Genomic DNA, 26,936 nt, shown 5'->3' with positions numbered 1-26,936 from the left:
GTGCAGGGCGCAGCCCTGCTGAAAAACCCTTACTTCACTCGACGACCGGAACGATCGATGCGGAACCACTCGCCGCCTTCCATCGGCGTATGCCCGTCGCCATCGGGCGTGCCGCGGCGGCAGCCGTTGCAGACCTCGGCCACGCCATCCTGGAACGGCCAGGCAAAATCGAACGTGGCCGCAATCACCTGCTCGAAGGCAGCGTTGAAATAACCCACGCGATCGCCGATGCGGCCGCGGAACAGGCCTTCCTGCAGGGGGTCTGCGCCGTTGTCCCAGGCGATCACCGCCTGGCTGCGGCCGCGACGGTCGACGTAGTGGAAGCCATCGGCGGTCTGTACCAGCGCCAGGCCATCGCCGTCGTAGGGGAGATCTTGCAGGGTCTCCGCGCTGATCTGCGGCTTGTCATCGACGACCTCGCAGCCGGGCAGCATCCACAACCCGTGCTCTTCGGTCATGACCTTGCAGGCCGGGCCCTGCGCCGACGCCCAGGGGCTGGCCAGCACGCCCAGCAGGGCCAGCAGGGCCAGCCAGCGCGCACGGCGGAGGCTGCCCAGCGCAGAGCGTGCCGGCCGCGCCATCACTTGGCCTCGGCCTTGCGTTCGAATGTGGCCGGTGCTGGCAGTTCCACCGGCACGCCCTTGTCATCGCAGGTGCCGGCCTGGCACAGGCGATCGCGCAGGGCCGGGGTGGCCTGCACGATCATGTGGTAGATCGCGTTCTGCTCCAGGGTGCCGCGGATCGCCTTGCTGCCCGGGCCGCGTGCCCAGATGCCGACGTCCTCGCCACCATGCGATTCGGACTTCATCGGTACCAGCGCTTCCTGCATGTAGTCGGGATGCTCGGTATCGACGTCGTGCAGGTTCGGGCGGCCGTTGGCCGGCTCGAAGCTGCTGGGGTTGTGCGGGTAGCGCTTCGGACCGGCCGGTTGCTGGTTGCTGGTGCCGGTGTGGCCGGGGCCGTTGGCGTAGCTCAGGGTGGTGTACGGCTGGCCGTTGCCATCCAGCGCGTAGTCGAGCTTGCCGGCGCCATCTTCGCCACCCTTGTCCTTCACCTTGCCCAGGATCGGATTGCCGCGGGCGGGGTAGCCGACGAAATTCAGGGTGTGCGAATGATCGGCAGTGACGATGATCAGGGTGTCATCGGCCGAGGTCAGCTCGTTGGCCACGCGCACCGCGTCGGACAGGGCCACGGTTTCGGTCAGCGCACGGTACGCGTTGCCGCTGTGGTTGGCGTGGTCGATGCGCGCGCCTTCGATCATCAGCACGTAGCCTTCCTGATGGCGCGACAGGTTCTTGATCGCCGCAGCGGTCAGCTCGGCCAGGCTCGGCTCACCGGCCGGGTCCTGCGGGCGTTCGTACTCGTAGCGCATGTGGTCGGGCTCGAACAGGCCGAGGATCGCCGGAGCGTTGGCGGCGGCCTGCAGCTGCTTGCTGTTCCAGACGTAGGCGCCCTGCGGGTGCGCCTGCTGCCATTCCTGCACCAGGCTGCGGCCGTCCAGGCGCTGGCCGACCTTGTCGTCGTACTCGGGGTCGCGCTCTTCCACGGTGGTGAACTCACCGCGACCACCGCCCAGGGCGACCAGCGGGCCGCGGCCGTAACGCGAGGTCGACAGCAACTGCTGCGCGATGTCCTTGCAACCGGCGGCCTTGGCCGCCTCGGTCAGGTCGGTGTCGTTTTCCCAGTTGCGCTCAGGCGAGTGCGCATAGGTCGCGGCCGGCGTGGCGTGGGTCAGGCGCGCAGTGGAGACCACGCCAGTGGCCAGGCCGGCGCTGTCGGCCAGCTGCAGCCAGGTCAGCAGGCCCTTGGACAGGCTGTCGGCGCAGTCGGTGCGGCTGCCGGCACTGACGCCGATCGCACCCATGTGGGTCTTCACGCCGGTGGTGATGGCGGTCATGGTGCCGGCCGAATCCGGGGTCTGCGAATCGGTGTTGTAGGTCTTGCTGAACGCGGTGGCGGGGAAGCGTTCCCACGACAGCAGGTTCTCTTCGCCCGAGCCGCCCTTCTGCTGGCCTTCGTAGATGCGCGAGGCGGCGACGGTGGTCAGGCTCATGCCGTCACCGAGGAACAGGATGACGTTTTTGGCCTTGCCAGCCATCGCGCCGTTCGCCGCTGCCTGCGCAGCGCCGCTGCGGTACCACCACTGCGGGGTTTCACCGGCCGGGTGGGCGACGGGGGCAACGGTGACCTTCAGGCCGGTCGGGGCGGACGCTGGAGCGGTGCTGGCGCAGGCGCCGAGCAGCAGGGTCGTGGCGCAGGCGGCCAACAGGGAGACGGAACGGCGCATGGACGCTGGGATCTCACAAAGTGTAACGGGACGTTCATTATGCCCGGCCTCGCAAGGCACGCCGATGACACACTGATTTGCCATGCGGGCGGTCGTTCTGCGGGCCGCCTTGGGCTATCGTGCCAGCATCCCTTCCTACCCCCTTGGATTGCCTATGAAGCTGGTCTCTGCCTGGCTGCGGATTCCATTCTGGCAGCGCGTGGTCGGTGGCTTCGTGCTCGGTGCGCTGGCCGGCTGGGCGCTTGGCCCGGCTGCTGAAACTTGGTTCGGCCCGCTCGGCGAGCTGTACGTCACGCTGATCAAGATGATCGCGGTGCCGCTGGTGTTCTTCGCGGTCATCAACGCGATCTCTTCACTGCACGGCCAGAAATCGGTCGCCGCGCTCAGCGGGCGCACGTTCCTGTGGTTCGTGATCACTGCCGCGCTGGCGGTATGCGTGGGCCTGGGCGTGGGTACCGTGCTGCAGCCCGGCGCCGGTGGACTGCAGCTGTCGATGGCCAGCAACTATGTGCCGCGCGAAGTGCCCAGCGTGGTGCAGGTGCTGCTGGATGTGGTGCCATCCAACGTGTTCTACGCGCTGTCCGGTATCGGCACCAAGGTCAACGCCGCCGGCGAGACCGTGCTGGCCGCGGGCCGTGGTTCGATCCTGCCGGTGATCTTCTTCGCTGGCCTGGTCGGCTTTGCCATCGTCAAGCTTGGCGAGAAGGTGACCGAGGCGCGCAAGCTGGTCGGGCAGATGAGCGACATCATGATCCAGGTGACCCGCTTCGTGCTGGAAGTCACCCCGATCGGCACCTTCGGCCTGATTGCCGGCCTGGTCGGCAGCTACGGCTTCGAGAAGCTGCTGCCGCTGGGCCACTTCGTGCTGGCCCTGTACGTGGCCTGCGCGCTGCACATCGTGGTGGTGTACAGCGCGCTGCTGCTGGCGCATGGCCTGAACCCGCTGAAGTTCTTCCGTGGCGCGGCGCCGGGCATGCAGGTGGCCTTCGTCAGTTCCTCCAGCTTCGCGGCGATGCCGGTCGCGCTGCGCTCGATCACCCATAACCTGGGCGTGAACAAGGACTACGGTTCGTTCGCGGTGCCGCTGGGCGCGAGCATCAAGATGGACGGCTGCGGTGCGATCTATCCGGCGCTGTGCGCGGTGTTCATCGCCCAGTACAGCGGTGTGCCGCTGACGCCGGAGCAATACGTGGTGGTGCTGATCGCTTCGGTGCTGGGCAGCTTCGGTACCGCCGGCGTGCCGGGTACGGCGGTGATCATGGCAACGGTGGTGCTGAGTGCGGCCAACCTGCCGCTGGAAACCATCGGTTACCTGTATGCGATCGACCGCATCCTGGACATGATGCGCACGATGACCAACGTGACCGGACAGATGCTGGTGCCGGTGCTGGTGGCCAAGGAAACCGGCCTGCTCGACCAGACGGTGTACGACAACCCGTCCACCAACGTCGGCATCGATGATCCCGACCCGAGTCCGCCGCGCGCCTGAAGCGGCACTGCAACGCGCTGTATCAGTACCTGTAACACTACTGATACAGCCCCGATGGCGCCTTGCGCAGTGGTGTTTCCTGCGCGTTAAGGCGAACGGAATCCGAACGAAGTTGTAACACTGTGGCGTCACGCCGCCGCGGTGTTACCCGTCAAACCCCCGCTGCGACGGACTTCCGGTGTTGGCACGAAAGCTGCTCTCTCCCTGCGCATATGCAACGGGAGAGCGGCATGGACGGCAGCACCACCCTTTTCACTGTTTCTGGCCGGCGGCTTGCGCTGCTGCTGATGCTGGCCGTTCCGCTGGCGGCTGCGGCCTCGGGTGCCCGTCAAGGGGTGAAGGCGCAGCCGGGTGAGATCGTCCTGCTGCGCGACGTGTCTACGCGCCCGGCCTACCGCATGGCGCCGCCCGGCGTGGCGTTGATCGCCGATCCGAAACCGCAGCATGAGATCGCCGCCGCACTCGGCAGCAGCGGCGCTGCCAGCGGCATGGATGAACTCAGCGATGACGACTACGCCGGCCTCGGCGCTGGCCAGACCGGCAGCGTGCGCGCGCACGGCGTCACCACTGTCGAGCGGGTGACGCAGCAGGCCCTGGGCGGAACCCTTGGACGCTCGGGCGAGGGGATGATGAGCGGCAGCAGCCTCAGCGGTGCGATGAGCGGCCCGCTGGGGGCGGTCGGCAATACCACGCGCGGCATCGGCGATACCGTGCGTGGCGCACTGTCGCAGTTCCCGTTGGGCGCTCCGGCGCAGGCGGGTGGCAAGTGAAGCGCGCAATGCTGCTGGCGGCCTGGCTGGCATTGCCCGCCACAGCGCTGGCCGACGACTACAGCGGGATGCTGGCCTACCTCGACGTGACCCGCATCGACGGTCGCGCGCTGGCCGGTGCCAGTGGTGCCATCGCCATCAACCAGGCGGCGGGCGATCTCAACATCCAGGCCAATCTGCATGGCATGGCCAGCGGCGACCGCGCCGACGTGGCCATCGCTGCGCGCCAGCAGCACAGCAACGACGTCGTGCTTTCGGCACCACTGGAAGCCAGCGCGCACATCGCCGGACAGGCATTGGCAGGCGCCAGCGGCATTGCATCGATCAACCAGGCCAGCGGCATCGCCAACACGACGCTCAACGTCGTCAGCGCGACGCTGGCCCGGCAAGGAATACGCGAGTCCGATGACACGGCGTTGGCCGCCTCGGACATCGCGTCAGCAGGGGGGCAGGGCGATACCGGTGACGGTGTTGCGGCGGGTATCCGCAGTGTCGGCGTTTCGTCGACGGCACTGCGGGGCTTCGACGGTGTCCTGCAACTCAATCAGATCGCGGGAGCGCGAAACGATACGGCCAATGTTCTGGGCCTGGTCGTGCAGGGCAACCCGTGAGTACCACCCACCCGAACCAATCACCTGATGAGAGAGAGGGCACCATGAAAGCGACTGTCAAAAAGACCGTACTCGCCATGGCAATTGCCACTGCCTCGACCGCTGCTGCGGCCAATGGCTGGGACAACCAGAATGCCAATGCGAACATCAACCACAACCATGTCGTGACCGAAACCCGCAACGACACGCACAACCATACCGACAACGAAGTCCGCAACTGGACCCGCACCAACACCACGGTACGCAACAACACCGACACCTCGAACGTGAGCCGTACCCGCACGGTGAACGTCAACGAGCAGGTGCAGAAGAACAGCAACATCCAGGCCGACGAGCGCAAGGAAAAGAACAACCACGGCGTCGACGTGAACCTGGAGAAGGATCTGCGGCTGAGCTCGGACATCAACTTCTCCGGCGATCCGACCATCACCGGTGACATCGACCTGGATTCGGCAGCCATCGCCGTGATCGACAACCGCCAGTCGATCAGCAACAACCTCACCGGCAACAGCCTGGTCACCAACAGTGCATCGATCGCTGATGATGTCGGTGCGGGTGCCTCCGGCAACCTCGGCTTCAACGTGGTGGCCGGCGACAACAACGCGCAGGACAATGCTGCGTCGCTGTCCGCTGCGGATGCTTCCTTCAGCTTCGGCATGGCCGACGCCGAGGTGTTCGTCAACCAGGCCGGCTTCGGCAACACCACCATGAACTCCGGCGTCACCAACGCCGCCGGCCTCGGTGGCAATGCCTTCGGCGGTGCCTCGGGCAACATCGGCGTGAACATCGCCTCGGGCAACAACAACGAGCAGAAGAACGCGCTCGCAGCCTCGGTGGCAACCAGTGCGATGGCACAGTCGAGCATCAGCTCCAACCAGGTGTCCACCGGCAACACCGTGTCCAACGCCGGCTTCGTGCAGTCCTACACCGATACGGTGCAGGTCGGCCTGAGCGGTCGCGTCGCAGGCGGTACCCTGGCCGTGGGTGCCGGTACCTATCGCGGCACCGGCAATGCCTACCAGATGGCCAACTACTACCTCGATTCGTGGAGTGGTGATCTGCCGCATCCGGGTGGCAATGCGACCGGGCACATCGATCTGGACAACGAGATCCAGAATGCAACGATGAACCCGAACCGGCCGGGAGTGGGTGGCCTGGGCTTCGATACGCGTGAAAGCGGCACCAGCCAGTTCGTCGAGCTGGGCGTGGCCGACCTGTATGCCAGCCTCAGTGGCACGGTCAGCACCACCCGCTGGGTGAACGTCAATGCGACCAACACCTCGGCACTGTCCGGCAGCGCGTTCTCCGGCGCGTCCGGCAACATCGGCGTGAACGTGGCATCGGGTACCGGCAACCTGCAGGCCAACAGCCTGGCATTGGCCGTGGCGCAGCCGAGCACCGGCGGTGGGACCGGCGGCGGCGAGTGATCCACGGTGTGACCGCTTTCGCAGCGAACCTGCGTTGAGCGCAACAAGCCCGGCCATCCGCCAATGGCCGGGTTCCCCCGGGGGCCCCTGTCCCTCCTCCCCCTTGGGGCAGGGGCTCCTTCCTTCTCGTGGAGAACGGCATGGCCGGTCATCGCTGGTGGTTGCGTCTGCTGCCCTGCCTGCTGCTGCTGACCAGCGCATGTGGCTGGGCAGGCGAGGTGGTGTTCAGCGGGGTGCTGCCCAATGGCGCGCTGCTGCAGCAGAAGGTGGAAAGCATGCAGGAGCGGCGTTATCGCAACCTGGTGCGGCAGCACACCGACTACAGCTGCGGGGCGGCCGCTCTGGCCACCATCCTGCGTTATGCCTACCACCTGGACACCACCGAGGCGACGGTGATCGAGGGAATGATGGGGGTATCGGATCCACAGCTGGTCAAGGAACGCGGTTTTTCACTGCTGGACATCAAACGCTATGTCGAATCGCTGGGCATGCGTGGACGCGGTTATCGCATCGATGAATCGCGCCTGCGCACGTTGCGGGTTCCTGGACTGGTGCTGATGGATGTACGCGGCTTCCGGCATTTCGTCGTGCTAAAGCAGGTGCGCGACGGGGTGGTGGAAGTGGCCGATCCGATCCTGGGCAACCGCAGCCTGTCACTGGCCGAGTTCAGTGCCGCCTGGCCGTCACGCGCCGTTTTCGTCGTGATCGGCAGCGACTTCGATCGCAATACGGTGCTGCTGCAACCCAGCGAACGGCCCAGTGCCCGCGCGTTGTATGCGCGGCAGGGACCGATCACCGACGCCGAACTGGTCGACTTCGGCTTCAGCCACGCCGACCTGTTCTGAAGGAGGCACGATCATGCAATGCCAACGTGTAGTACTCGCTCTGCTGCTGATGTTGCCGGTGTCGCCGTTGATGGCGGCAGACGGTGCACCGGGGCGAGGCCTGAAGGAAATACCCGATCCCGAACTGAACCTGATGCGCGGCCGCTACACCGTTGGCGGCAACAACGTGGCCTGGTTCGGGGTGACGATGATTTCGCAGTGGCAGGGCCCCAACGGTGCAGTGGTGCAGGGCGCGCTGACCCTGGGCATGGATTTCCGCAATGGCGGCACACCCAAGCTGAGCTTCCAGCCAAGCGTGCAGGTTACCGCCGCTGACGCACCGTTGCCGGCAACGGCAGGGCGCAGCATCGACAGTACCGGCCTGGCCAATGCCAGCGGACTGGTGCAGAGCGTGCAGGTGGCCGGCGATGGCAACACCGCACGCAACGTGACCACCCTGACCGTGCGTGACGGCGCGGTGCCGACCGCACTGGGCGATGACGGCAGCCGCATGGCACAGGCACAGCAGGGCGGGGCTACTGCCACCGCCATGCTCGATGGTAACCAGGCGCGCCTGCTGCTGCAGGTTGATGGGCAGAGCCTGGTACAGCAGTGGATCCGCAATGGCAGCGTGGGGCAGGGCATTGCCCTGGCCGGCGATGGACAGACCGCCAGCAACCGGCTGCAGCTGGAGCTGGTACGCAATACCGCGGCCAACAACCTGCCCTTGAGCCAGAACGTGGCCCAGGCGATCGGGATGAACCGCGGCATGGGCCCAGGCCAGTAACACGGCCTGGTCGGGGGGAACCGACGCACAACGCAGGTCACCGACATGCACACTCTCTACCGGCTTACTCCGCTGGCGCTGGCGGCGCTGGCGGCCACTGCCTTCGCCCAGCAGCCTGCGCCCAGTGATGGCGCCGACATGCAGGCATTGATCGCGCAACTGGAACAGCTCAAGGTCAATTACGCACAGGAGGTACGACGCCTGCGCGAACTGGACATGCAGGTGCAGGCGATGCAGGCGCGGCTGAGTGGTCGCGCAGGCCCCGGTGCGACGCCCGCTGCGCCGTTGGCGCCGGCTGCGGCATCCGCGGTACCGCCCAGCAGCGAAGGCTATGCCAGCAGCGCGGCCGAGGCACAGCAGGCCAAGCAGGAGGCCCGGCGCAGCGTGGATGACGTCAAGCAGCAGCAGGCGGCATTGTTCTCGCGCCGGTTCACCATCGAAAACGGCCTCACCTATGCGCGCTACGACCGCAAGCAGCTCACGCTCAACGGGTTCCTCGCCCTCGATGCGATCTTCCTTGGCAACATCGCGATCGAGAACGTCGAATCCGATTCGTTGACCTACAACCTGGCTGCGCGCTGGGGCGTCAGCCCCAACCTCACCTTGAACATGGACGTGCCGTACCTGGCACGGCGCACGGTCTACCAGAAAGGCGGTGCCGGCGGTGCTGCGGCGGCGATCGCGCAGGAAGAAACCAACGGCAGCGGCATCGGCGATGTCAGCCTGAGTGCCAATTACCGGCTGTTCTCCGAACGCGGCTGGCGCCCGGAGACGGTGCTGACCGGTGGCGTTACCGCACCAACGGGCCGCGCACCCTATGGGCTGGACTGGAAAGTAATCGAGCGCGATGACGATGACTACATCCGCTTCGCAGTGCCGCAGGAACAGCCGACCGGCAACGGCGTGTGGCAGGCCAACCTGGGCGTATCGATGGTGAAGACCGCCGATCCGGCGATCCTGTTCGCCAACGCCGGCTACATCCATTCGTTCCCGCGCGGTTTCAGCGATATCGACAGCAACCCGGATACGGTCAACCCCGGCGATGTGAAACTGGGCGGTTCGGTGTACTTCGGTGCCGGCGTGGCATTCGCGTTCAACGAGCGCACCAGCCTGAGCATTTCCTTCAGCGACAAGATCAGCACGCGCGCCTCGACCCGGTTCAAGGGCGGTGAATGGGTGAAGGTGATCGGCAGCGATGCCAATGCGGCCTCGCTCAATCTCGGCGTGACCTACGCGTTGAACCAGCACACCACGCTGGTGACGCTGCTGGGCATCGGCCTGACCCCGGATGCGCCGGACTTCACGCTGGCATTCAAGGTGCCGTACATGTTGTAAGCGCGGCAGCCCGGCATGGCGCGGCGCTGCATGGCCGCGCTTTGCCGGTGTCGGTGCATGCCCGGCCGCGCAGGGGCCTGCGTTGTCAGCGCTGCGCCGGCAGCTCCAGATGATGCTTGCGGCACAACCGGTATATCGTGACCCGCGAGATCTGCATGTGCCGCGCACACGCCGACACGTTGTAGCCATGCTGGCGCAGGGCCTGCAGCAGTACATCGCGCTCCACCTGGCCACGCGCATCCTGCAGCAGCGCGCGCCGCGCAGGGGCGTCCGGCTCTGCCAGGTCGAGGTCAGCGGCGTTGATCAGCTCGCCTTCGGCCACGATCGCTGCCCGCTGCACGCGGTTCAACAACTCACGTACGTTGCCGGGCCAGTCGAACCCGCGCATGGCCTGGCGTGCGCCGGGATCAAACCCGCGTGCGCGGCCGGGGTGGCGTTGGCGGAAGCCGCGCAGGAAGTGCTCGGCCAACAGCAGGACATCGCTGCCGCGTTCGCGTAGCGCGGGCATCGGCAAGCGCAGGACATTGAGGCGGTAGTAAAGGTCCCGACGGAAGTGGCCCTGGGCCACCGCCTGTTCCAGTTCGACGTGGGTGGCTGCCAGTACGCGCACGTCCACACGCAGCGGCTGGTTGCTGCCGACCCGTTCCAGCGTCCCCTCCTGCAGCACCCGCAGCAGGCTGGTCTGTGCGTCGGCGGGCAGGTCGCCGACTTCATCGAGGAACACGGTGCCGCCGTGGGCACTTTCAAACAGACCGATGCGGCGTTGGGCGGCACCGGTGAAGGCCCCACGCTCGTGGCCGAACAGTTCGGACTGCACCAGATTGGCAGGGATCGCGCCGCAGTTGATCGCCAGGAACGGTTTGCCGGCACGGCCGGACAAGGCATGCAGCGCTTGCGCGGCAAGTTCCTTGCCGGTGCCGGTCTCGCCGGTGACCAGCACCGGCAGGTCGACCGGAGCGAATTTATGCAGGGAGGCGCGCACCGACAGCAGGGCGGTGCTGTCGCCGATCAGCGCCGGCAGGTTGCCGGACTCGCGGACCATGTGCGGCAACGCGTCGTCGCCCTCGGATTGCCGCTGCATTGCCGACAGCAGATCGTGCAGTTCCAGTGGCAGCGCGAACTGGTCGCGGCACGCGCGCAGCAGCGGCCCCCACGCGGGCGGAGCGCTGCCCAGTCCAGGGGGCAGCACGGCGAGCCAGGGCAGGTGGTGATGCCGCTCGATCCACGGCAGCAGCAGCTGCACGGCGTCGGCATCAAGGTGACGCAGATCGACGATGGCCACCAGGTGGTCGCGGCTGCGCAGGCCGATGGCCATGGCAGGGGCAGGGCTGATGCAGCGCAGTTGCCAACCGGCCGCCGCCAGCGCACCCCGCTCGGCTGCCTGCGGTTGGCCGAACCAGATTGCGCAACGCGATGGAATCTCCAGGCTTGCCGCCATTCCTTTCCCCCAGGCAACACGGGCGGCCCAGCCGGGCACCCGGCGCGCCGCCCCGCGCCGGGATGCTGTGGCCGAACACGGTCGGCCTGTCGCGGTCACTGCAACCTTGACATCAAGGACCAACGCAGCAAGCGGCGGCCAGCGGCCAGCGGCCCCGGTTACGGCCAGCCGCCCAATGAAAAAGCCGCTGCAGGGCAGCGGCTTTTCAGGCAATGCGCAGATGACCCCGGATCAGAGGTCGACCCGGCGGGCCTGCATGAACTTGTTGCCCCAGTAGCCGGTGAGCAGGGTGTCGACGCGGACGTCCTTGCCGGTGCTCGGAGCGTGCAGGAAGCGGCCATCGCCCACATAGATGCCGACGTGGTCGACCCGGCCCTTGCGGCCGAAGAACACCAGATCGCCTGCAGCCAGGGCGGCGCGGTCGTTGATCAGTTCGGCATTGGCGTCATGCGCCATTTCGCGCGAGACGCGCGGCAGCTCGATGCCCAGGGCCGAGCGGAACACGTAACCGACCAGGCCACTGCAGTCGAAGCCGCTGTCCGGATTGCTGCCGCCCCAACGGTACGGGGTGCCGAGCAGGGTCATGGCCCGGCGCAGCAACGACTGTACCTTGCCGTTGTCGGCAGCGTTGCCGACCACGACGCTGCCATTGGCGGCGCTGCTGGTGTCGTAATTGGCGAGGAGGCGGCTGAGGTCACCGGCCACCATGGCCGAGCGGTCCATCAGGGGAATGGTGTCATTGGCGGCCAGGTGCGGCAGCAGGGCGGCCAGGGTGGCGCTGGCGGCGGCATCGGCGCGGCTGCGCTGCGGAGCGGTGGCGTCGGCCTTGGCGGCTGCGCGGGGGGCGGCCTCGGCGGTGGCAGCCGGGGGCGCATCGGTACGGGTGGGAGCGGACTGCGACCAGGCCGGAAGGCTGGTCAGACACAATGCCAGGCCCAGCAGAAGCGGGCGGACACTACGCGAAGAAGCGGCGGTCTGGCCTTGGCACGTCGGGTCGTTTGTCGTCACGCGTCGGTCACAAGGAAAAAAACGATGGGGCATCATGCCCTGTAAAAGCAGTAATAAGTTAAAAATTCCGTTAATAAATCGTTAGTCACGCCGTGATGTTTGTCACAGTTTTGAACATATCGCCTGTTCATTTTAGCGAAGGACGCGTTTCGCCCCTGTGTAGTGGTCCTTCCAATAGGTGCCACTGAGCGAATCCAGGCGGACCGTTCCGCCGGTGCTCGGGGCGTGCACGAATCGACCTTCGCCCACGTAGATGCCGACGTGGCTGACACTGCCGCGACTGCCAAAAAAGACCAGGTCGCCGGTTGCCAGGCGCTTCGGATCGATCTTCGGCCCCTGTACCGCCGCCAGGTCGCGTGAGGTCCGCGGCAGCTTCAGGTCCAGCATTTCACGGTAGACGTAAGCGACCAGGCCGCTGCAGTCGAAGCCGGATTCGGGCGTGTTGCCGCCGTAGCGATAGGGCGTGCCGACCAGGCTGATGGCGCGCATCAGCACTGAATTGGCGGCCTCGGGGTTGTCCGGCGTGGTGCTGGGCCAGCTGGCCGCAGGCGGCGGCGGTGCGGAACGGACGGCCTTGCCGCCGCCGCAGGCGGTCAGCAGCAGGGGCAGGGCCAGCAGCAGGGCGGGCGCGAGGAGCCGGCGCGTGCCGGACGAAACTGGCGTGATGTGCATGTTCTCCGGATAATGCGCGACCTTGGATTGGCCGTCATGATGGCGGCGTCCCCGCCGGGCGACAACCCGCCCCAACCCGCCTGCCTCCGGCAGATCCAGACAGAGTTGCGCATGAAGATCGAAAAAGACCGCGTTGTCCGCTTCCACTACACCGTCTCCGAGGCCGGCCAGGAGCCGATCGAATCGTCCAAGGACCGCGGCGAGCCGCTGGCGATCCTGATCGGCCACGGCAACATCATCCCGGGCCTGGAAAACGCCATGATGGACAAGGAAGCCGGCGCGACCTTCGACGTCGACGTCAAGGCGGCCGATGCCTACGGCGAGCGCCGTGATGGCCTGTCCCAGCGCGTGCCGAAGAAGCACTTCGGTACCGCCAAGCTGGTCCCGGGCCAGCAGGTCGTGCTGCAGACCAACTTCGGCCCGCGTGCCGTGACCGTGCAGAAGGTCGGCATGAGCGTGGTCGACGTCGACCTGAACCATCCGATGGCCGGCAAGGACCTGCATTTCGACGTCGAGATCGTCGACGTGCGCGAAGCCGGCAAGGAAGAGCTCGAACACGGCCACGTCCACGGTGACGGTGGTCACCAGCACTGATCGCACCGCGATCGTGATGGCAGCAACGGCCCGCTTCGGCGGGCCGTTGCGTATCTGGAACAGGGCGGGGCCATCCATGGCCCGCAGGCCGGCGGCATAATGACGGACCTGCACGCCGGATGCCCCGTGAACACCGCTTCCCCTTCCCTGCAACCGGTGGCTTCCGGCGAACGCATCGCCGTGCTGGACATACTGCGTGGCTTCGCCCTGCTGGGCATCCTGCTGATGAACATCGAGGCCCTCAGCGGGCCGCTGGACCTGGCCTTTACGGGCATCGACGCGCATTGGCAGGGCATCGACTACTGGGCCGATGCCTTCGTCTATGTGTTCGTGCAGGGAAAATTCTTCACCCTGTTCTCGCTGCTGTTCGGGGCGGGCTTTGCGGTGATGGCCCAGCGCGCCGAGGCGGCGGGTCGCCAGTTCACTCCGTTCTACCTGCGCCGCAGCGCCGGGCTGCTGCTGATCGGCCTGTGCCATGCACTGCTGGTCTGGTCGGGCGACATCCTGGTGCTGTATGCGCTGGCCTCGCTGCCATTGCTGGCCTGCCGTGAGGCACCGCGCAGCTGGCTGCCCTGGATGGGGTTGCTGGTGTATGCGCTGGGTGTTGCGCTGATGCTGCTGGTCGGCGCGATGGTGTCGATGGCCACCCCGCAGGACCTGCAGAAGATGCTGGTCGACGCGCAGCAGGGCATCGACCAGCAACGCCTGGTGTACGGCCAGGGTGACTGGATGCAGGCCAACGTGCAGCGCCTGCATGAGTTCGGCGCGTCGCTGGGTGGCATGTTCATTTCCGGGCCCGAAGTGCTGGGCATGTTCCTGCTGGGTGCCTGGTTCGCCGGCAGCGGCGCATTGACCGCGCCGGAGCGTTTCCCGCGGTTGTATGCCGGCCTGCGCTGGATCGCATTGCCGCTGGGCCTGCTGGCCACCCTGGCAGGTGTGTTGTGGAAGCCGTATCTGGCGCCGGGTGTCTATGACCTGCCGACCACTGCGGCAATGGCACTGGTGGCCGTGGGCGGTGTGCCGATGTGCCTGGGCTACCTGGCCTGGATCGTGCACTGGCGCGCGCGCATGGGCTGGCTGGCGCCGGTCGGTCGGATGGCGTTGACCCACTACCTTGTCCAATCGGTGGTCTGCACGCTGCTGTTCTATCACTACGGGCTGGGATGGTTCGACGTGCTGCCGCGTGCCTGGCAGCTGCTGTTGGCACTGCTGCTGTTTGCAGCGCAGGTGATCTTCAGCCACCTGTGGCTGCGCCGTTTCCGCTTTGGTCCGATGGAATGGCTGTGGCGTGCGATGACGTACCGGCAGTGGCCAGCACTGCGCCGTGGGGCCGGGCAGGCGTGATCGATGCCGGCCGCGCGCGTTTCGAACTGCGTGGCTGCATGCCCTCACGTCTGGCCTGCAGCGGGCCATGGCATGCTCGCAGCAGCATGGGTGACGGCGCCAACCCGCTGCCTGCCGATCTTCGTTGCGGGCGCTCGCCCGCCATCTTCCCTGTCGACTCGAGCGATTGCGATGAATACTCCCTCTTATGATTACGATCTGATCGTCCTTGGCGGCGGTTCCGCTGGCCTAGCCGGTGCCATCCGCGCTGCGCAGCATGGCAAGCGGGTTGCCCTGCTGGAGCCGGGTGAACTGGGGGGCACCTGCGTGAATGTCGGGTGCGTGCCGAAGAAGGCGATGTGGCTGGCCGCCGATCTGGCCGAGCGCATCGGCCTCGCCAGCGCGATGGGCTTCGACGTGGCGCCGCGTCCGGCGCTGTCGTGGAAGGAACTGGTGATCCATCGTCAGGCCTACATCAGCAACATCCACACCAGCTATCACAAGCGCCTGGATGAAACCGGCGTGGTGCGCATCCCTGCCCGCGGCCATCTGCTGGACGCGCACACGGTGGCGTGCAGTGATGGCGTGCGTTACAGCGCTGCGCAGATCCTCATCGCCACCGGCGCCCATCCGCAGCGGCCGGACATTCCCGGCGCCGAACTGGGCCTGGTATCCGACGATTTCTTCGACCTGCGTGCGGCACCGGCCGAGGTCGCCATCATCGGCGGCGGCTACATCGCGGTGGAACTTGCCGGGCTGTTGCAGGCGCTGGGCAGCAAGGTGAGCCTGCTGGTACGTGGCAGCCGCTTGCTGGAGCGCTTCGACTACGAGCTGACCGCGCAGCTGGCCGAGAACCTGCGCCAGCAGGGCGTGCGCATCCACTTCGATTACCGTCTGCGTGAGTTGAAGCGCGACGGCGAACGCGTGCGCGCGTTCGGCCATGACGGCCCGATCGACAGCGTGTTCGACGCCGTGTTCTTCGCTACCGGCCGGCGCGGCAACAGCAAGGATCTCGGCCTGGAAGCACTGGGCATCGGCATCGGCGAACACCAGCAGGTGGAGGTGGACGAGTGGCAGACCACGGCGGTGCCAAGCGTGCATGCGGTCGGTGACATCGCAGGCAAGGTCGGCCTGACGCCGGTCGCCGTGGCTGCAGCGCGACGCCTGATGGATCGTCTGTTTGGTGGTCGCCCGGATGCGAAGATGGATTACGACAACGTGGCCAGCGTGGTGTTCTCGCACCCGCCGCTGGGCGCGGTAGGCATGAGCGAGGAAGATGCACGTGCGCGCTTCGAGCAGGTGACCGTGTACCACAGCCGGTTCCGGCCGATGCTGCAGGCGCTGGCCAACGGCACCCAGCGCAGCCTGTTCAAGATGGTCTGCGCCGGCCCAGAGGAGCGCGTGGTGGGTGTGCATCTGCTCGGTGAAGCGGCCGACGAGATCCTGCAGGGTTTCGCGGTGGCGGTGAAGATGGGGGCGACCAAGGCCCAGTTCGACGACACGGTGGCGATTCACCCGACGTCTGCTGAAGAAGTGGTGTTGATGCGCTGAGCCGACACTCACGGTAGTGCCGGCCGCTGGCCGGCAACCTCGACAGCAACGGCAACGGCAACAGCAAAAAGCTGGGTTCTTGTGGGATGGCGGGGTGGGTGTCGACCTTGGTCGACATGTAGATCCACGCCATGCGTGGATCAGGAGTTGCAGTGAGCATGAACGGACATCGGATCGTTCGCCCGGAACTGCCATGAGACAATTGGAAGCAATCCAGCTGCTTCCAGCCGCCCCATGCGGCCCGTTTTCTTCCTGATGTCCACTTCTTCCCCCCGTATCGCCACCACGTCCCCGCGCATCGCTCTGGGCGGCATCGGCCTGGCTGCGATCGGCGCCATTGCCGCCTCGGGCAAGGCGATCATCGTCAAGCTGGGGCTGCGCCATGGCGTGGACGCGACCACGCTGCTGGCGCTGCGCATGCTGATGGCGCTGCCGCTGTTCGCGTTGATGGCGGTGTGGGCCTCGCGCCGTGCCGAGCGACTGTCCTGGGCCGACCGCGCGCGCGTGCTGTGGCTTGGCTTCACCGGTTACTACCTGTCCAGCCTGCTGGATTTCCAGGGCCTGCAGTACATCAGCGTGACCCTGGAACGGTTGATCCTGTACTTGAACCCGACCCTGGTGCTGCTGATCAACGTGCTGCTGGCGCGGCAGCAGCCGGGTCGGTGGCAGGTCGGCGCGCTGGTGCTCAGCTATCTCGGCGTGCTGATCGCGTTCGGCCATGACCTGCAGCGGGAGGGTGGGCAGATCATCCTCGGCAGCCTGCTGGTGCTGGGCAGTGCGCTCAGCTATGCGCTGTATCTGTTCGGCAGCGGCCAGGTGGTCGCCCGTATCGGCGCGGTGCGTCTGACCGCCTACGCCAGCTGCGTGGCCAGCGTACTGGTGCTGCTGCATTTCACCATTACCCATCCGCTGCCGTTGCTGTGGCAGGCCCCCGCTGCCGTGCAGTGGCTGTCGCTGATCAACGCGACGGTCTGCACCGTGCTGCCGGTGCTGGCGATCATGCTGGCGGTGCAGCGCGTCGGCTCGTCGCTGGCTGCGCAGGTGGGTATGCTGGGCCCGGTTTCCACCATCGTGATGAGCCTATGGCTGCTCGACGAACCGATGGGGCCGGCGCAGATCGCCGGCACCGTGCTGGTCCTGATCGGCGTGCTGCTGGTGACGCGGCTGCGCCGCTGACGCCGGAGCAGGCGCGTGCCCGCATCCTGGCGGTGATCCATGCGATCCCGCCAGGGCAGGTGATGGGCTACGGGCAGGTCGCGATGCGCGCCGGCCTGCCCGGACGCGCCCGGCTGACTGCACGCATCCTCGGCCAGAATGACGATCCCTCGCTGCCCTGGCACCGGGTGCTGCGCTCGGATGGGCGCATCGCCATGGCTGAAGGTTCGGCCGGCTGGCGCGAACAATCGCAGCGGCTGCGCGCCGAGGGTGTCATCGTCGAAAACGGCCGGGTGCGGATGCCCGCGACCGACCCGGCGGCGGCGCTGGATGCGGCCGTATGGGGGCCGGGCTGATCGCTGCCTGCGACTGAACGGGCGGCCGTCCGCGCTGGTCAAAAAGGGCCGGTGCTGCGGCTATGATGGAGGCCGTTCCATGCCGGTGTCCCCATGTTCCCGCGACTGCCAACCGTCACCAAGGCCCTGTTGATCGCCAACGCGATCCTGTTCCTGCTGCAGCAGCCGTTCCTGCTCGGCATGCAGACCTTCGAGCCGTTCATGCTGCAGCCGCTGCAGCAGGGCTTCGATGCGTTCTCGCCGGGCGGCAATTTCCAGCCCTGGCAGCTGCTGACCTACGGCTTCCTGCATGGCAGTTTCTTCCATCTGTTCTTCAACATGCTGGCCGTCTTCATGTTCGGCGCGCCGCTGGAACAGACCTGGGGTGAGAAGCGCTTCCTGACCTACTACCTGGTGTGCGTGGTCGGCGCCGGCCTGTGCCAGTTGCTGGTCGGCACGATGCTCGACAATCCGGCCACGGTGCTGGGCGCGTCCGGTGGTGTGTTCGGCCTGCTGCTGGCTTACGGCATGCTGTTCCCCAACCAGCGGGTGATGCTGCTGTTCCCGCCGATTCCGATGAAGGCGCGTACGTTCGTGATCCTGTTCGGCGTGGGCGAGCTGGTGCTGGGCATGACCGGCTGGCAGCCGGGCGTGGCCCATTTCGCGCACCTGGGCGGCATGCTGTTCGGCTGGCTGCTGATCCGCTACTGGCGTGGCCAACCGCCGTTCAACAAGCGTCGTCCCCCGGGCCCGCCGAAGCGCCCGAACCACCTGCGCAGCGTGAAGTGAGGCACAGGTGGGTGCCAACCTTGGTTGACACGCCTTGACGCCGGTAGGTGCCAACCTTGGTTGGCACGCTTTGACGCCGGTAGATGCCAACCTTGGTTGGCACGCATTTCATGCATCGGCCAGCACGACCTGCGCCGCGTTGTGCCCGGGCGCGCCGGTGACCCCGCCGCCCGGATGCGTACCCGCACCGCACAGGTACAGGCCGGGCAGGGCGCCGCGATAGCCGGCCTGGCCGACCATCGGCCGCGCCGAGAACAGCTGGTTGGCGCTGAGCGCACCGTGGAAGATGTCGCCACCGATCAGCCCGAATGTCCGTTCCAGATCCAAGGGTGACAGTGCCTGTCGACCAAGCACGCTGTCGGCGAAGCCGGGGGCGTAGTGATCGACGGTGGCGATCATCAGGTCGGCGACGGTGTCGCGGTGATCATCCCAGTGTCGGCCATCGGGCAATTCCGGCGCCACGTGCTGGCAGAACAGGCTGGCCACATGCTGCCCGGGTGGCGCCAGCGAATCATCCAGCGTGCTCGGAATCAGCATCTCCACGATCGGCTCGCGCGACCAGCCCTCGCGACGTGCATCCAGCCAGGCACGGTCCATGTAATCCAGGCTGGGCGCCATGATGATGCCGGCACTGAGGTGATCACCGGGGCCGGGCAGGGCACGGAAATCCGGCAGCCGCGACAGCGCCACGTTCATCCGGAACGTGCCCGAGCCGCAGCGCCAGTTCGCCATGCGTTCACGGGTGGTGGCGGGAACCTGGGCGGGCTGCAGCAGTTGTTCGTACAGCAGCTTCGGGTTGACGTTGGCCACCACGGCACGTGCGCGCAGGCTCTCGCCGCCGGACAGCGCGACGCCAACCACGCGCCCGTCCTCAACCAGCAGGCGCTGCACGCCGGCATCGACGCGCAGCTCGGCGCCGGCCGCACGCGCGGACGCGGCGATGGCCTGGCTGATCGCGCCCATGCCACCGATGGCGTGGCCCCACGCGCCCTTTACCCCGTTGCACTGGCCGAACACGTGATGCAGCAGTACGTAGGCGCTGCCTGGCGTGTACGGGCTGGCGTAGTTGCCAACAATGCCATCGAAACCAAACAGGGCTTTGATCGGCTCGCTTTCGAACCAGCGATCCAGGTACTCGGCGGCCGACAGCGTGAACAGATCCAGCAGTTCCTGGCGCAGTGCAGGGTCGAGTGCGGCCAGCTCCCGTCCCAACCGGCCCATCTGCCACAACGCCGGCAACGCACGCCAGCCAGCCATCACCCCGAGGTCGGGCGGCGGACGCAGCGCCCAGTCGCGCAGCACATCGGCAAATACCTCCAGGCGCGCTTCATAGGCGGGCAGCGCCTGCGCATCGCGTTCGGAGAACTTCGCCACCTCGGCCTGGGTGCGGCCAGGTGCGGACAGCAGGTAGCGGCCATCAGGCAATGGCAGGAAGTTGTTGGCCGGCCGCGCGACGATGCGCAGCCCGTGCGCATGCAGCTGCAGCTCCTCGATCACCTTCGGCTGCAGCAGCGACACCGTGTACGAGGCCACCGAGTTGCGGAAGCCCGGGTGGAACTCCTCGGTGACAGCCGCACCGCCAAGGATGCCGCGACGCTCCAGCACCAGCACCCGTTGCCCCGCGCGCGCCAGATACGCCGCACACACCAGCCCGTTGTGGCCGCCACCAACGATGATCGTGTCCAACGTCGTCATGCGTTGCGGATCGCCGCTTCGATGGTGGCGATGTCGATCTTCTTCATCGGCATCATCGCGTTGAAGGCGCGCTTGGCCAGGGCCTTGTCCTTGCTGGTCACCGCGTCGATCAGCATGCGCGGGCTGATCTGCCAGGACACGCCCCATCGGTCCTTGCACCAGCCGCATTGGCTTTCCTGGCCACCGTTGCCGACGATGGCATTCCACAGGCGATCGGTCTCGGCCTGGTCCTCGGTGGAAATCTGGAACGAGAACGCTTCGCTGTGCTTGAAGGTCGGGCCACCATTGAGGCCGACGCAGGGAATGCCGCAGACCGTGAATTCGACGGTGAGCACGTCCCCCTGCTTGCCGTCGGGGAAGTCGCCGGGCGCGTGATGCACAGCGGTTACTTCGCTGTCGGGAAAGGTCTTCGCATAGAACGTGGCGGCCTCGAGCGCGCCGTTGTCATACCAGACGCAGATCGTGTTCTTGTGAGCCATGGCGGGGCTCCGCAGTGGACGAAGGCGCAGCGATAGCATGGGCGGTGTTAATGCCGGATCGTGCTGCACTGCGGGAGCTGTCGGCGCCGCGCTACCATGGCCGGACGACACGACAGGGATGATGCGTGAAGATCCTGATTCTGGGTGGATATGGGGTGTTCGGGGGGCGTCTGGTCCGCTTGCTGGCCGACCTGCCGATGCTGGAACTGCTGATTGGTGGCCGCAACCTGGCGGCGGCACAGGCCTTCTGCGCAAGCTATGTGGGGCAATCGACGCTGCGTCCACTGCAGGTCGACCGGCAACGGCTGGCCACGGCCCTGCAGGCCGAGCGACCGGACCTGGTGGTGGATGCCTCCGGTCCTTTCCAGGACTATGGCGAACACCGCTATGGCGCGATCGAAGCCTGCATCGCCGCCGGCATTGATTATCTGGACTTCGCCGACGCGGCAGACTTCGTATTCGGGGTTTCGCAGTACGACGCGCAGGCCAGGGCGGCTGGCATCTACGCACTGTCAGGCGTCAGCAGTTTCCCGGTATTGACCGCGGCAGTGCTGCGCGAGATGGCCACGCACATGGACATCGTCAGCGTGGAAGGCGGCATCGCGCCATCGCCCTATGCCGGCATCGGCCTGAACGTGATGCGTGCGGTGGTCGGCTATGCCGGTGCGCCGGTGAAGCTGCGCCGCAACGGTCGCGATGGGCACGGCATCGGCCTGGCCGAGAGTCGCCGCTTCACCGTCGCGGTGCCGGGGCGGCTGCCGCTGCGCAACCTGCATTTCTCGCTGGTGGATGTGCCGGATCTGCAGGTGTTGCCACCCGAACATCCGACGATGACCGACATCTGGATGGGGGCTGGCCCGGTGCCGGAGATCCTGCATCGCGTGCTCAATCTGCTGGCCAAGGCGCGCCTGCGCCTGAAACTGCCATCGCTGGAGCCATGCTCGCGGTTGTTCTATACCGTGTTGAACCTGATGAAGTTCGGCGAGCATCGCGGCGGCATGATCGTGCGCGCCGTGGGCACCCGCGATGGTGCGCGTGTGGAACAGAGCTGGCACCTGCTGGCCGAGGCCGATGACGGCCCGTACATTCCGTCGATGGCGATCGAAGCGGTGATCCGCAAGCAGCTGGCCGGTGATCGGCCGTCACCGGGTGCACGCCCGGCCACGCATGCGCTGGAACTGTCCGACTACGACCGGCTGTTCGACGGACGCACGATCCATACCGGTTTCCGCCGCGACATGCCCGGTGCCAGCCTGTACCAGCGCCTGCTGGGCAGCGCGTACGCGCAGCTGCCGGCCAGCGTGCAGGCGTTGCATGCACCGTCTGCCGCCAAGCGCTGGAGCGGGACGGCATCGGTCGAACGCGGTGGTGGGTTGTTGTCGCGGTTGCTGGGGAAAGTGTTCGGTTTTCCGGCAGCGGGCGAGGCAGTGCCGGTCAGCGTGGAGTTCACCGCAGAGGCGGGTGGTGAGCGCTGGACGCGGACCTTTGCCGGCCGTCGTTTCTCTTCGTTGCAGACGCAGGGGCAGGGGCGCAACGAAGCGCTGCTGGTCGAACGCTTCGGTGCGGTATCGGTAGCGTTGGCACTTCTGGTCGACAACGGGCGGCTGCAACTGGTGCCGCGACGCTGGTCGATCCTGGGCCTGCCGTTGCCGCAGTGGCTGTTGCCCGGGGAGAACAGTTTCGAGGGTGATGAGGATGGGCGCTTCGTCTTCGACGTGGAGATCGGCGCGCCGGTGGTGGGGCGGATCGTGCATTACCGGGGAACGTTGAAGCCCGCGTGATGTCCACCGACGAAAAAGGGCGCCATGAAGGCGCCCTTTCCGTTATTGCTGTTGCATGAACCTCAGCGCCAGACCTTGATCTGCTCGCCGTCGGTGCGCTGCATCGGCTGGCCCGGCTTGCAGCTGAAGCTGGCGCCGAACGCCGGCAGGTTCGACAGCGGGCCGTTGGTGCGCCAGCGGCCCGGTGCACGGATGTCGGCGGTCAGGCGGCGTGCGGCCTCGTTCGGCGACAGCTGCTGCGGCCACAGCGCAGCCCAGGCGCGGAAGAAGCCCTGCTGCTGTGCCGGCTTGGCCTTCGGCTCCTGCGCGGTGTACGCGGCCCAGGCCAGCTCCAGACCGGCGATGTCGGCCAGGTTCTCTTCCTGGGTCAGCGTGCCGTTGACCTTGGCCCCCTTCACGCCGGGGAACTCGTAGGCGCCGTACTGGCTGGCGACACGGGTGCCGAGCAGGGTCCAGGCGGTCTTGTCGGCCGGGGTCCACCAGCTGCGCAGTTCGCCCTTGGCATCGACCAGCGCACCCTTGGCATCGATCGCACGGGTCAGCTCGTGGCCGACCAGGCCGCCGAAGCTGCCGAACTTGTCGGCGGCATCGGCCTTGGCGTTGAACACCGGGCCCTGCAGGATCGCCGCAGTGACGATCAGCCGGTTCTGCGCCAGGTCATAGGCCAGCGACGGCTGCTGCGGCAGCACGTCCCAGCGGCGGTCGGCGTTGCCCTTGCCGATGCGCTTCATTTCCTCGCGGTGGCGCCAGGTGGACGCGATCAGCATGTTGCCGCCGAACGAACCACGGCCCATCGGCTGCACGCTGTAGTCCAGGTCACGCAGCGGGGTGCCGATCTCGATCTTCAGCGCGGCCAGCTTGGCCTGTGCTTCGGTCTTGGCCTCGGCGCTCATCCAGCTGTTGTTCTTGACCGCTTCGATCTGCACTTCACGTACCTTGTCGACGATCCAGGCCGCCTGGCGGCGGTCTTCGGCGGACAGGTAACGGGCTGCGTATTCGCGGCCGACCATCGGGCCAGCGGCCACGTTGATCGCGTCCAGCACGCTTTCCCAGCGCTGCGGCGGCAGGGTTTCACCACGCAGCACGCGGCCACGGAATTCGAACTCCGCATCGCGGTAGGCCTTGGACAGGTACGGCGCCATCGAGTCGCCCACGCGCCAGCGCAGGTAGGCCTTCCACTGGTCCGGCTTGAGCTTGGTGACCATGCCGTCGAGCTGCTTGAACAGCGCCGGATCGGCCAGCGACACCAGGTCATCGTTGACGCCCTGCGCCTTCAGGAACGCATCCAGCTGCAGGTTGCGGTAGCGGCTGTTGAGGTCCTTGGTGGAGATCGGCGCGTAGTTGTTGAACGGGTTGTTGATGCCCGCCAGCGACTGCGCATTGCGGGCCAGTTCGGTTTCCAGCGCGATCACCGCCTGCGACTCGGCGTCCAGCTTGGCGGCCGGGGTGCCGGTCAGTGCGAGGATCTGCTTGACGTAGTTGCGATAGCGGCCCATCAACGCGACGGTGTCGGCGTCGGTGCGGGTATAGAAGGCCGGATCAGGCAGGCCCATGCCGCCCTGCATGAAGTAACCGATGTGGCGGTCCAGCGCCTTCAGGTCCACGTCCGGACCGAAGTTGAAGGCCACCGGGATGCCGACCTGGTGCAGCGCGGCGATCGAGGCCGGGACATCCTTGGCCTTCTTGATCGCGTTGATGCGGGTCAGCAGCGGTGCGATCGGGTTGGAGCCGTCGGCTTCCACGGCCGCTTCGTCCAGGCCGCTGGCCCAGAAGTCGCCCAGCAGCTTCTGCACGTTGCCCTGCGGCGCCTTCATCGAGGCGTCCAGCAGTTCACGCTGTTGCTGCCGGCTGCGGTCGACCAGCTGGCCCAGTGCGGTGGCGGCGCCGGTCTGCGGCACCGGGTTGGCCTTCAGCCAGCCTGCGTTGGTGGCGTCGTAGAAATCGCTGCACTGCGCACTGACGGCCGGGGCGCGTGCGGCCTTCTTCTTGGCGGCGAACGCATCGTGGGTCGGAACCAGGGTCGCCAGGCTGATGCCCAGGGCGATGGCAAGCGGACGGAAGTTGGGCATGTAGAACGAATCCGTGATGGATTGAGGGCGGGCGAACTATAGCAAGCTGCGCATGGGCACGGGATGCACGCATCACGGTGGTTCCGCCGGGCATGGCCCGGCGCTACCGGGTGGGTGGCATGGGCAGGGGATGCACACCTCATGGTGGCTCCTTTGTGCCATGCGCCGAGCAAGGTCGGCCTCTACCAGCGGCTTGGGCAAGCGCCGGCGCCAGTAGAGCCACGCCATGCGTGGCTGCGGCCACCGCGCGGAAAAACAAAGGCCCGGGAAATCCCGGGCCTCTGCAGGCAAGCCGTGGCCTCAGCCGTGGCTTACCAGATCACCACCTGCGAGTCGCCGGTGCGCGACATCGGCGTGCCCGGCTTGCACTGGAAGGCCGCGGTGAAGGTCGGCAGGTTCGACGGCGCACCGACGGCGCGGAACTGCGCCGGCGCGTGCGGGTCGGTTGCCAGGCGGACCTTGGCGTTCTCCGGGGTGTACTTGGTGCGCCACACGGTGGCCCAGTTGAAGAAGAAGCGCTGATCGCGGGTGAAGCCATCGATCTTCGCGTCTTCCTTGCCGGCCGATGCCTTCTGCAATGCGTCGTAGGCGGTGGCCAGGCCACCCAGGTCGGCGATGTTTTCGCCCAGGGTCAGATGGCCGTTCACGGCCTGGCCGTCGACCTTGTACTGGTCGAACTGCTTGACCAGCTTGCCGGTCAGGCCAGCGAAATTCTTCGAGTCGGCTTCGGTCCACCAGTTCTCGAAGTTGCCGGTCGGCCCGAAGCGGCTGCCCTGGTCGTCGTAACCGTGGGTCATTTCGTGGCCGATGACCGCACCGATACCGCCGTAGTTCAGCGCGTCGTCCGCCTTGGCATCGAAGAACGGCGGCTGCAGGATGGCGGCCGGGAACACGATCTCGTTCTGCAGCGGGTTGTAGTAGGCGTTGACCGTCTGCGGGGTCATGCCCCACTCGGTCTTGTCCACCGGCTTGCCGATCTTGGCCAGGTTGTACTGGTAGTTGAACGCGGTGGCCGCGCGCACGTTGCCCAGGTAGCTGTCACGGTTGGTCTGCAGGCCCGACCAGTCACGCCACTTGTCCGGGTAACCGATCTTCGGAGTGAAGGTTTCCCACTTGGCGATGGCCTTGGCCTTGGTCTCTTCGCTCATCCAGGACAGGCCTTGGATGCGTTCCTTCAGCGAAGCGGCCAGGTTCTTCACCAGCTCTTCCATCTTCGCCTTGGCTTCCGGCGAGAAGGCGACCTTCACGTACAGCTGGCCGAAGGCTTCGCCGGCATCGCTCTCGATGGTGCCCAGCACACGCTTCCAGCGCGGCTTCTGTTCCTTCTGGCCATTGAGGGTCTTGCCGTAGAACTCGTAGTTTTCCTGCACGAACGCATCGGCCAGGTACGGCGAGGCGCCGTCCACGGTGTGGAAGCGCAGGTAGGCACGCCACACCGACGGATCGGTATCGCCCAGCGCCTTGCTCACTTCCTGGTGGAAGGCCGGGATGGCCAGCGAGAACTTCTCCGGCGCGGCCACGTTCTGCGACTTGAAGAACTCGGTCCAGCTGAAGTTCGGGGTCAGCGCATCGGCCTCGGCCAGGCTGACCGGGTGGTAGTACAGCGAGACATCGCGCGACAGCTCGACGCTGGACTTGGACGCCTTGGCCAGGCGGGTCTCGAACTTGACGACTTCTTCAGCCTGCTTTGCGGCATCGGCAGCGGCCACGCCGGACAGCTCCAGCACCTTGGCCACGTGGGCCTGGTAAGCCTTCAGTTTGTCGGCCTTGGACGCATCGGTATAGAAGGTCTTGTCCGGCAGGCCCAGGCCGCCCTGGCTGGCGTAGGCCATGTTCACGGCCGAGTTCTTGAAGTCGGCTTCGGCGCCGAAGCCGAACAGCACGTTCTCGCCCTTGGCAGCGCTGGTGCGCAGGTAGTTGGCGATGGCGGCCTTGTCCTGCAGGCCGTCGATCGCGGCCAGGTCGGCCTTCAGCGGCTCGATGCCCTGGGCGTTGACCTTGGCTTCGTCCATGCCGGTGGCCCACAGGTCGCCGACGATCTTCTCGATGCCGGCCGGGTTCTTGACCTGCGCGACCTGCTCGGCCAACTGGTGCTGCACGGCCACCGAACGCTCGTCGAGGATGGTGAAGGCGCCCCAGCTGGTGCGGTCGCCCGGAATCTCGTTGGCGGCCAGCCACTTGCCGTTGACGTAGTCGCCGAAGGCGGTGCAGGCGTCAAGGTTGCTGTCCAGATCGCTGGCCTGGAAGGCGTTGTAGGCCGGCAGCTTGCTCTCGTCGAGCTTGTAGGTGGTGGCGGCGTCGGCCGCGGCCGGCGTGGAGGCGGTGGCATCCTTTGCCGGGGTTTCGTTCTTGCCGCAGCCGACCAGCGCGGCCGAAACGGCCAGGGTCAGCAGCACGATCTTGGGAGTACGGGTCACTTGAATGGCCTCCAGGCCGAGTGAGTCAGGGAAGGGCCGGGGGAACGGCCGTGGGCCGAACGATACGCCGCCGGCCCACACTGCAAGGGTGTCGAAGGTC

The 26,936-nt window shown here is 66.6% G+C and carries 23 protein-coding genes; 14 read left to right on the top strand and 9 right to left on the bottom strand.

What is annotated here, in order from left to right; all coding sequences use genetic code 11:
- Window positions 1–29: 29 nt before the first annotated feature.
- Both BW38_RS17315 and BW38_RS17320 read right to left on the bottom strand, forming a co-directional pair.
- Window positions 30–581, bottom strand: a complete 552-nt coding sequence (locus tag BW38_RS17315; RefSeq protein ID WP_152543268.1) for a WG repeat-containing protein — start codon at window positions 579–581, stop codon at window positions 30–32.
- A complete protein-coding gene (locus BW38_RS17320) occupies window positions 581–2,287 on the bottom strand; it encodes an alkaline phosphatase (RefSeq protein WP_032975048.1) in 1,707 nt (568 codons plus the stop codon). The genes BW38_RS17315 and BW38_RS17320 overlap by 1 nt, the downstream gene beginning before the upstream one ends.
- 154 nt (window positions 2,288–2,441) lie before the next feature.
- On the opposite strand from BW38_RS17320, the gene BW38_RS17325 reads away from it, so the two are divergent.
- The 7 genes from BW38_RS17325 to BW38_RS17355 all read left to right on the top strand — a co-directional run bounded on the left by BW38_RS17325 (window position 2,442) and on the right by BW38_RS17355 (window position 9,530).
- Window positions 2,442–3,776 (top strand): dicarboxylate/amino acid:cation symporter, encoded by a 1,335-nt coding sequence (locus BW38_RS17325; protein WP_025876066.1) that lies wholly within the window; start codon window positions 2,442–2,444, stop codon window positions 3,774–3,776.
- A 230-nt stretch (window positions 3,777–4,006) separates the two neighbouring features.
- On the top strand, window positions 4,007–4,546 hold the full coding sequence (locus tag BW38_RS17330; protein WP_032975047.1) for a hypothetical protein: 540 nt from the start codon (window positions 4,007–4,009) through the stop codon (window positions 4,544–4,546).
- Window positions 4,547–4,554: 8 nt separating this feature from the next.
- Window positions 4,555–5,157 (top strand): hypothetical protein, encoded by a 603-nt coding sequence (locus tag BW38_RS17335; protein ID WP_051501624.1) that lies wholly within the window; start codon window positions 4,555–4,557, stop codon window positions 5,155–5,157.
- A 44-nt stretch (window positions 5,158–5,201) separates the two neighbouring features.
- Window positions 5,202–6,584 (top strand): hypothetical protein, encoded by a 1,383-nt coding sequence (locus tag BW38_RS17340; RefSeq protein WP_025876071.1) that lies wholly within the window; start codon window positions 5,202–5,204, stop codon window positions 6,582–6,584.
- A 140-nt stretch (window positions 6,585–6,724) separates the two neighbouring features.
- Window positions 6,725–7,429, top strand: coding sequence for a C39 family peptidase (locus tag BW38_RS17345; RefSeq protein WP_025876073.1), 705 nt, complete (start codon window positions 6,725–6,727; stop codon window positions 7,427–7,429).
- 13 nt (window positions 7,430–7,442) lie between these two features.
- Window positions 7,443–8,195, top strand: a complete 753-nt coding sequence (locus BW38_RS17350; protein WP_032975046.1) for a hypothetical protein — start codon at window positions 7,443–7,445, stop codon at window positions 8,193–8,195.
- A 45-nt stretch (window positions 8,196–8,240) separates the two neighbouring features.
- On the top strand, window positions 8,241–9,530 hold the full coding sequence (locus tag BW38_RS17355; protein WP_032975045.1) for a transporter: 1,290 nt from the start codon (window positions 8,241–8,243) through the stop codon (window positions 9,528–9,530).
- Between the two features lie 85 nt (window positions 9,531–9,615).
- Here the strand turns inward: BW38_RS17355 and BW38_RS17360 are convergent, their stop codons facing one another.
- The 3 genes from BW38_RS17360 to BW38_RS17370 form a co-directional block, all read right to left on the bottom strand.
- Window positions 9,616–10,968 carry a sigma-54 dependent transcriptional regulator gene (locus BW38_RS17360; RefSeq protein WP_025876078.1) on the bottom strand — a complete coding sequence of 451 codons (1,353 nt, stop codon included), beginning with the start codon at window positions 10,966–10,968 and terminating at the stop codon, window positions 9,616–9,618.
- Window positions 10,969–11,199: 231 nt separating this feature from the next.
- A complete protein-coding gene (locus tag BW38_RS17365; RefSeq protein ID WP_032975044.1) occupies window positions 11,200–11,976 on the bottom strand; it encodes a C40 family peptidase in 777 nt (258 codons plus the stop codon).
- A 132-nt stretch (window positions 11,977–12,108) separates the two neighbouring features.
- Window positions 12,109–12,648: a C40 family peptidase gene (locus BW38_RS17370; protein WP_032975043.1), complete on the bottom strand. Its 540-nt coding sequence runs from the start codon at window positions 12,646–12,648 to the stop codon at window positions 12,109–12,111.
- A gap of 111 nt (window positions 12,649–12,759) precedes the next feature.
- Between BW38_RS17370 and BW38_RS17375 the strand changes: the two genes are divergently transcribed.
- The 6 genes from BW38_RS17375 to BW38_RS17400 all read left to right on the top strand — a co-directional run bounded on the left by BW38_RS17375 (window position 12,760) and on the right by BW38_RS17400 (window position 18,395).
- Window positions 12,760–13,242: a peptidylprolyl isomerase gene (locus tag BW38_RS17375; RefSeq protein WP_025876084.1), complete on the top strand. Its 483-nt coding sequence runs from the start codon at window positions 12,760–12,762 to the stop codon at window positions 13,240–13,242.
- 99 nt (window positions 13,243–13,341) lie between these two features.
- On the top strand, window positions 13,342–14,586 hold the full coding sequence (locus tag BW38_RS17380; RefSeq protein WP_032975042.1) for a DUF418 domain-containing protein: 1,245 nt from the start codon (window positions 13,342–13,344) through the stop codon (window positions 14,584–14,586).
- Between the two features lie 171 nt (window positions 14,587–14,757).
- Window positions 14,758–16,116 (top strand): glutathione-disulfide reductase, encoded by a 1,359-nt coding sequence (gene gorA, locus BW38_RS17385; protein ID WP_032975041.1) that lies wholly within the window; start codon window positions 14,758–14,760, stop codon window positions 16,114–16,116.
- A gap of 255 nt (window positions 16,117–16,371) precedes the next feature.
- Complete coding sequence (locus tag BW38_RS17390) at window positions 16,372–17,292, top strand: DMT family transporter (RefSeq protein WP_032975073.1); 921 nt, start codon at window positions 16,372–16,374, stop codon at window positions 17,290–17,292.
- A complete protein-coding gene (locus tag BW38_RS17395; protein ID WP_223486363.1) occupies window positions 17,289–17,627 on the top strand; it encodes an MGMT family protein in 339 nt (112 codons plus the stop codon). Before BW38_RS17390 ends, BW38_RS17395 begins: the two co-directional genes overlap by 4 nt.
- A gap of 93 nt (window positions 17,628–17,720) precedes the next feature.
- A complete protein-coding gene (locus tag BW38_RS17400; RefSeq protein WP_025876091.1) occupies window positions 17,721–18,395 on the top strand; it encodes a rhomboid family intramembrane serine protease in 675 nt (224 codons plus the stop codon).
- 108 nt (window positions 18,396–18,503) lie between these two features.
- Here the strand turns inward: BW38_RS17400 and BW38_RS17405 are convergent, their stop codons facing one another.
- Complete coding sequence (locus tag BW38_RS17405; RefSeq protein WP_032975040.1) at window positions 18,504–20,090, bottom strand: NAD(P)/FAD-dependent oxidoreductase; 1,587 nt, start codon at window positions 20,088–20,090, stop codon at window positions 18,504–18,506.
- Window positions 20,087–20,569 (bottom strand): VOC family protein, encoded by a 483-nt coding sequence (locus BW38_RS17410; RefSeq protein WP_032975039.1) that lies wholly within the window; start codon window positions 20,567–20,569, stop codon window positions 20,087–20,089. Before BW38_RS17410 ends, BW38_RS17405 begins: the two co-directional genes overlap by 4 nt.
- Window positions 20,570–20,694: 125 nt before the next feature.
- On the opposite strand from BW38_RS17410, the gene BW38_RS17415 reads away from it, so the two are divergent.
- Complete coding sequence (locus BW38_RS17415; RefSeq protein WP_032975038.1) at window positions 20,695–22,350, top strand: SDR family oxidoreductase; 1,656 nt, start codon at window positions 20,695–20,697, stop codon at window positions 22,348–22,350.
- 62 nt (window positions 22,351–22,412) lie between these two features.
- Here the strand turns inward: BW38_RS17415 and BW38_RS17420 are convergent, their stop codons facing one another.
- Both BW38_RS17420 and BW38_RS17425 read right to left on the bottom strand, forming a co-directional pair.
- Window positions 22,413–24,419 carry a M13 family metallopeptidase gene (locus tag BW38_RS17420; RefSeq protein WP_025876099.1) on the bottom strand — a complete coding sequence of 669 codons (2,007 nt, stop codon included), beginning with the start codon at window positions 24,417–24,419 and terminating at the stop codon, window positions 22,413–22,415.
- A gap of 311 nt (window positions 24,420–24,730) precedes the next feature.
- Window positions 24,731–26,836, bottom strand: coding sequence for a M13-type metalloendopeptidase (locus tag BW38_RS17425; protein ID WP_025876101.1), 2,106 nt, complete (start codon window positions 26,834–26,836; stop codon window positions 24,731–24,733).
- Window positions 26,837–26,936 lie beyond the last annotated feature (100 nt).

The sequence above is a fragment of the Stenotrophomonas sp. RIT309 genome (assembly GCF_000632045.1).
GTDB lineage: Bacteria > Pseudomonadota > Gammaproteobacteria > Xanthomonadales > Xanthomonadaceae > Stenotrophomonas > Stenotrophomonas indicatrix.
Note: the sequence above shows the minus strand (reverse complement) of the source record. Positions and strands in the feature narration are given on the sequence as shown.

Coding starts and splice junctions, on each gene's coding strand:
- BW38_RS17315 (WP_152543268.1), bottom strand. CDS start 581: ATGGCGCGGCCGGCACGCTCTGCGCTGGGCAGCCTCCGCCGTGCGCGC.
- BW38_RS17320 (WP_032975048.1), bottom strand. CDS start 2,287: ATGCGCCGTTCCGTCTCCCTGTTGGCCGCCTGCGCCACGACCCTGCTG.
- BW38_RS17325 (WP_025876066.1), top strand. CDS start 2,442: ATGAAGCTGGTCTCTGCCTGGCTGCGGATTCCATTCTGGCAGCGCGTG.
- BW38_RS17330 (WP_032975047.1), top strand. CDS start 4,007: ATGGACGGCAGCACCACCCTTTTCACTGTTTCTGGCCGGCGGCTTGCG.
- BW38_RS17335 (WP_051501624.1), top strand. CDS start 4,555: ATGCTGCTGGCGGCCTGGCTGGCATTGCCCGCCACAGCGCTGGCCGAC.
- BW38_RS17340 (WP_025876071.1), top strand. CDS start 5,202: ATGAAAGCGACTGTCAAAAAGACCGTACTCGCCATGGCAATTGCCACT.
- BW38_RS17345 (WP_025876073.1), top strand. CDS start 6,725: ATGGCCGGTCATCGCTGGTGGTTGCGTCTGCTGCCCTGCCTGCTGCTG.
- BW38_RS17350 (WP_032975046.1), top strand. CDS start 7,443: ATGCAATGCCAACGTGTAGTACTCGCTCTGCTGCTGATGTTGCCGGTG.
- BW38_RS17355 (WP_032975045.1), top strand. CDS start 8,241: ATGCACACTCTCTACCGGCTTACTCCGCTGGCGCTGGCGGCGCTGGCG.
- BW38_RS17360 (WP_025876078.1), bottom strand. CDS start 10,968: ATGGCGGCAAGCCTGGAGATTCCATCGCGTTGCGCAATCTGGTTCGGC.
- BW38_RS17370 (WP_032975043.1), bottom strand. CDS start 12,648: ATGCACATCACGCCAGTTTCGTCCGGCACGCGCCGGCTCCTCGCGCCC.
- BW38_RS17375 (WP_025876084.1), top strand. CDS start 12,760: ATGAAGATCGAAAAAGACCGCGTTGTCCGCTTCCACTACACCGTCTCC.
- BW38_RS17380 (WP_032975042.1), top strand. CDS start 13,342: ATGACGGACCTGCACGCCGGATGCCCCGTGAACACCGCTTCCCCTTCC.
- gorA (WP_032975041.1), top strand. CDS start 14,758: ATGAATACTCCCTCTTATGATTACGATCTGATCGTCCTTGGCGGCGGT.
- BW38_RS17390 (WP_032975073.1), top strand. CDS start 16,372: ATGTCCACTTCTTCCCCCCGTATCGCCACCACGTCCCCGCGCATCGCT.
- BW38_RS17400 (WP_025876091.1), top strand. CDS start 17,721: ATGTTCCCGCGACTGCCAACCGTCACCAAGGCCCTGTTGATCGCCAAC.
- BW38_RS17405 (WP_032975040.1), bottom strand. CDS start 20,090: ATGACGACGTTGGACACGATCATCGTTGGTGGCGGCCACAACGGGCTG.
- BW38_RS17410 (WP_032975039.1), bottom strand. CDS start 20,569: ATGGCTCACAAGAACACGATCTGCGTCTGGTATGACAACGGCGCGCTC.
- BW38_RS17420 (WP_025876099.1), bottom strand. CDS start 24,419: ATGCCCAACTTCCGTCCGCTTGCCATCGCCCTGGGCATCAGCCTGGCG.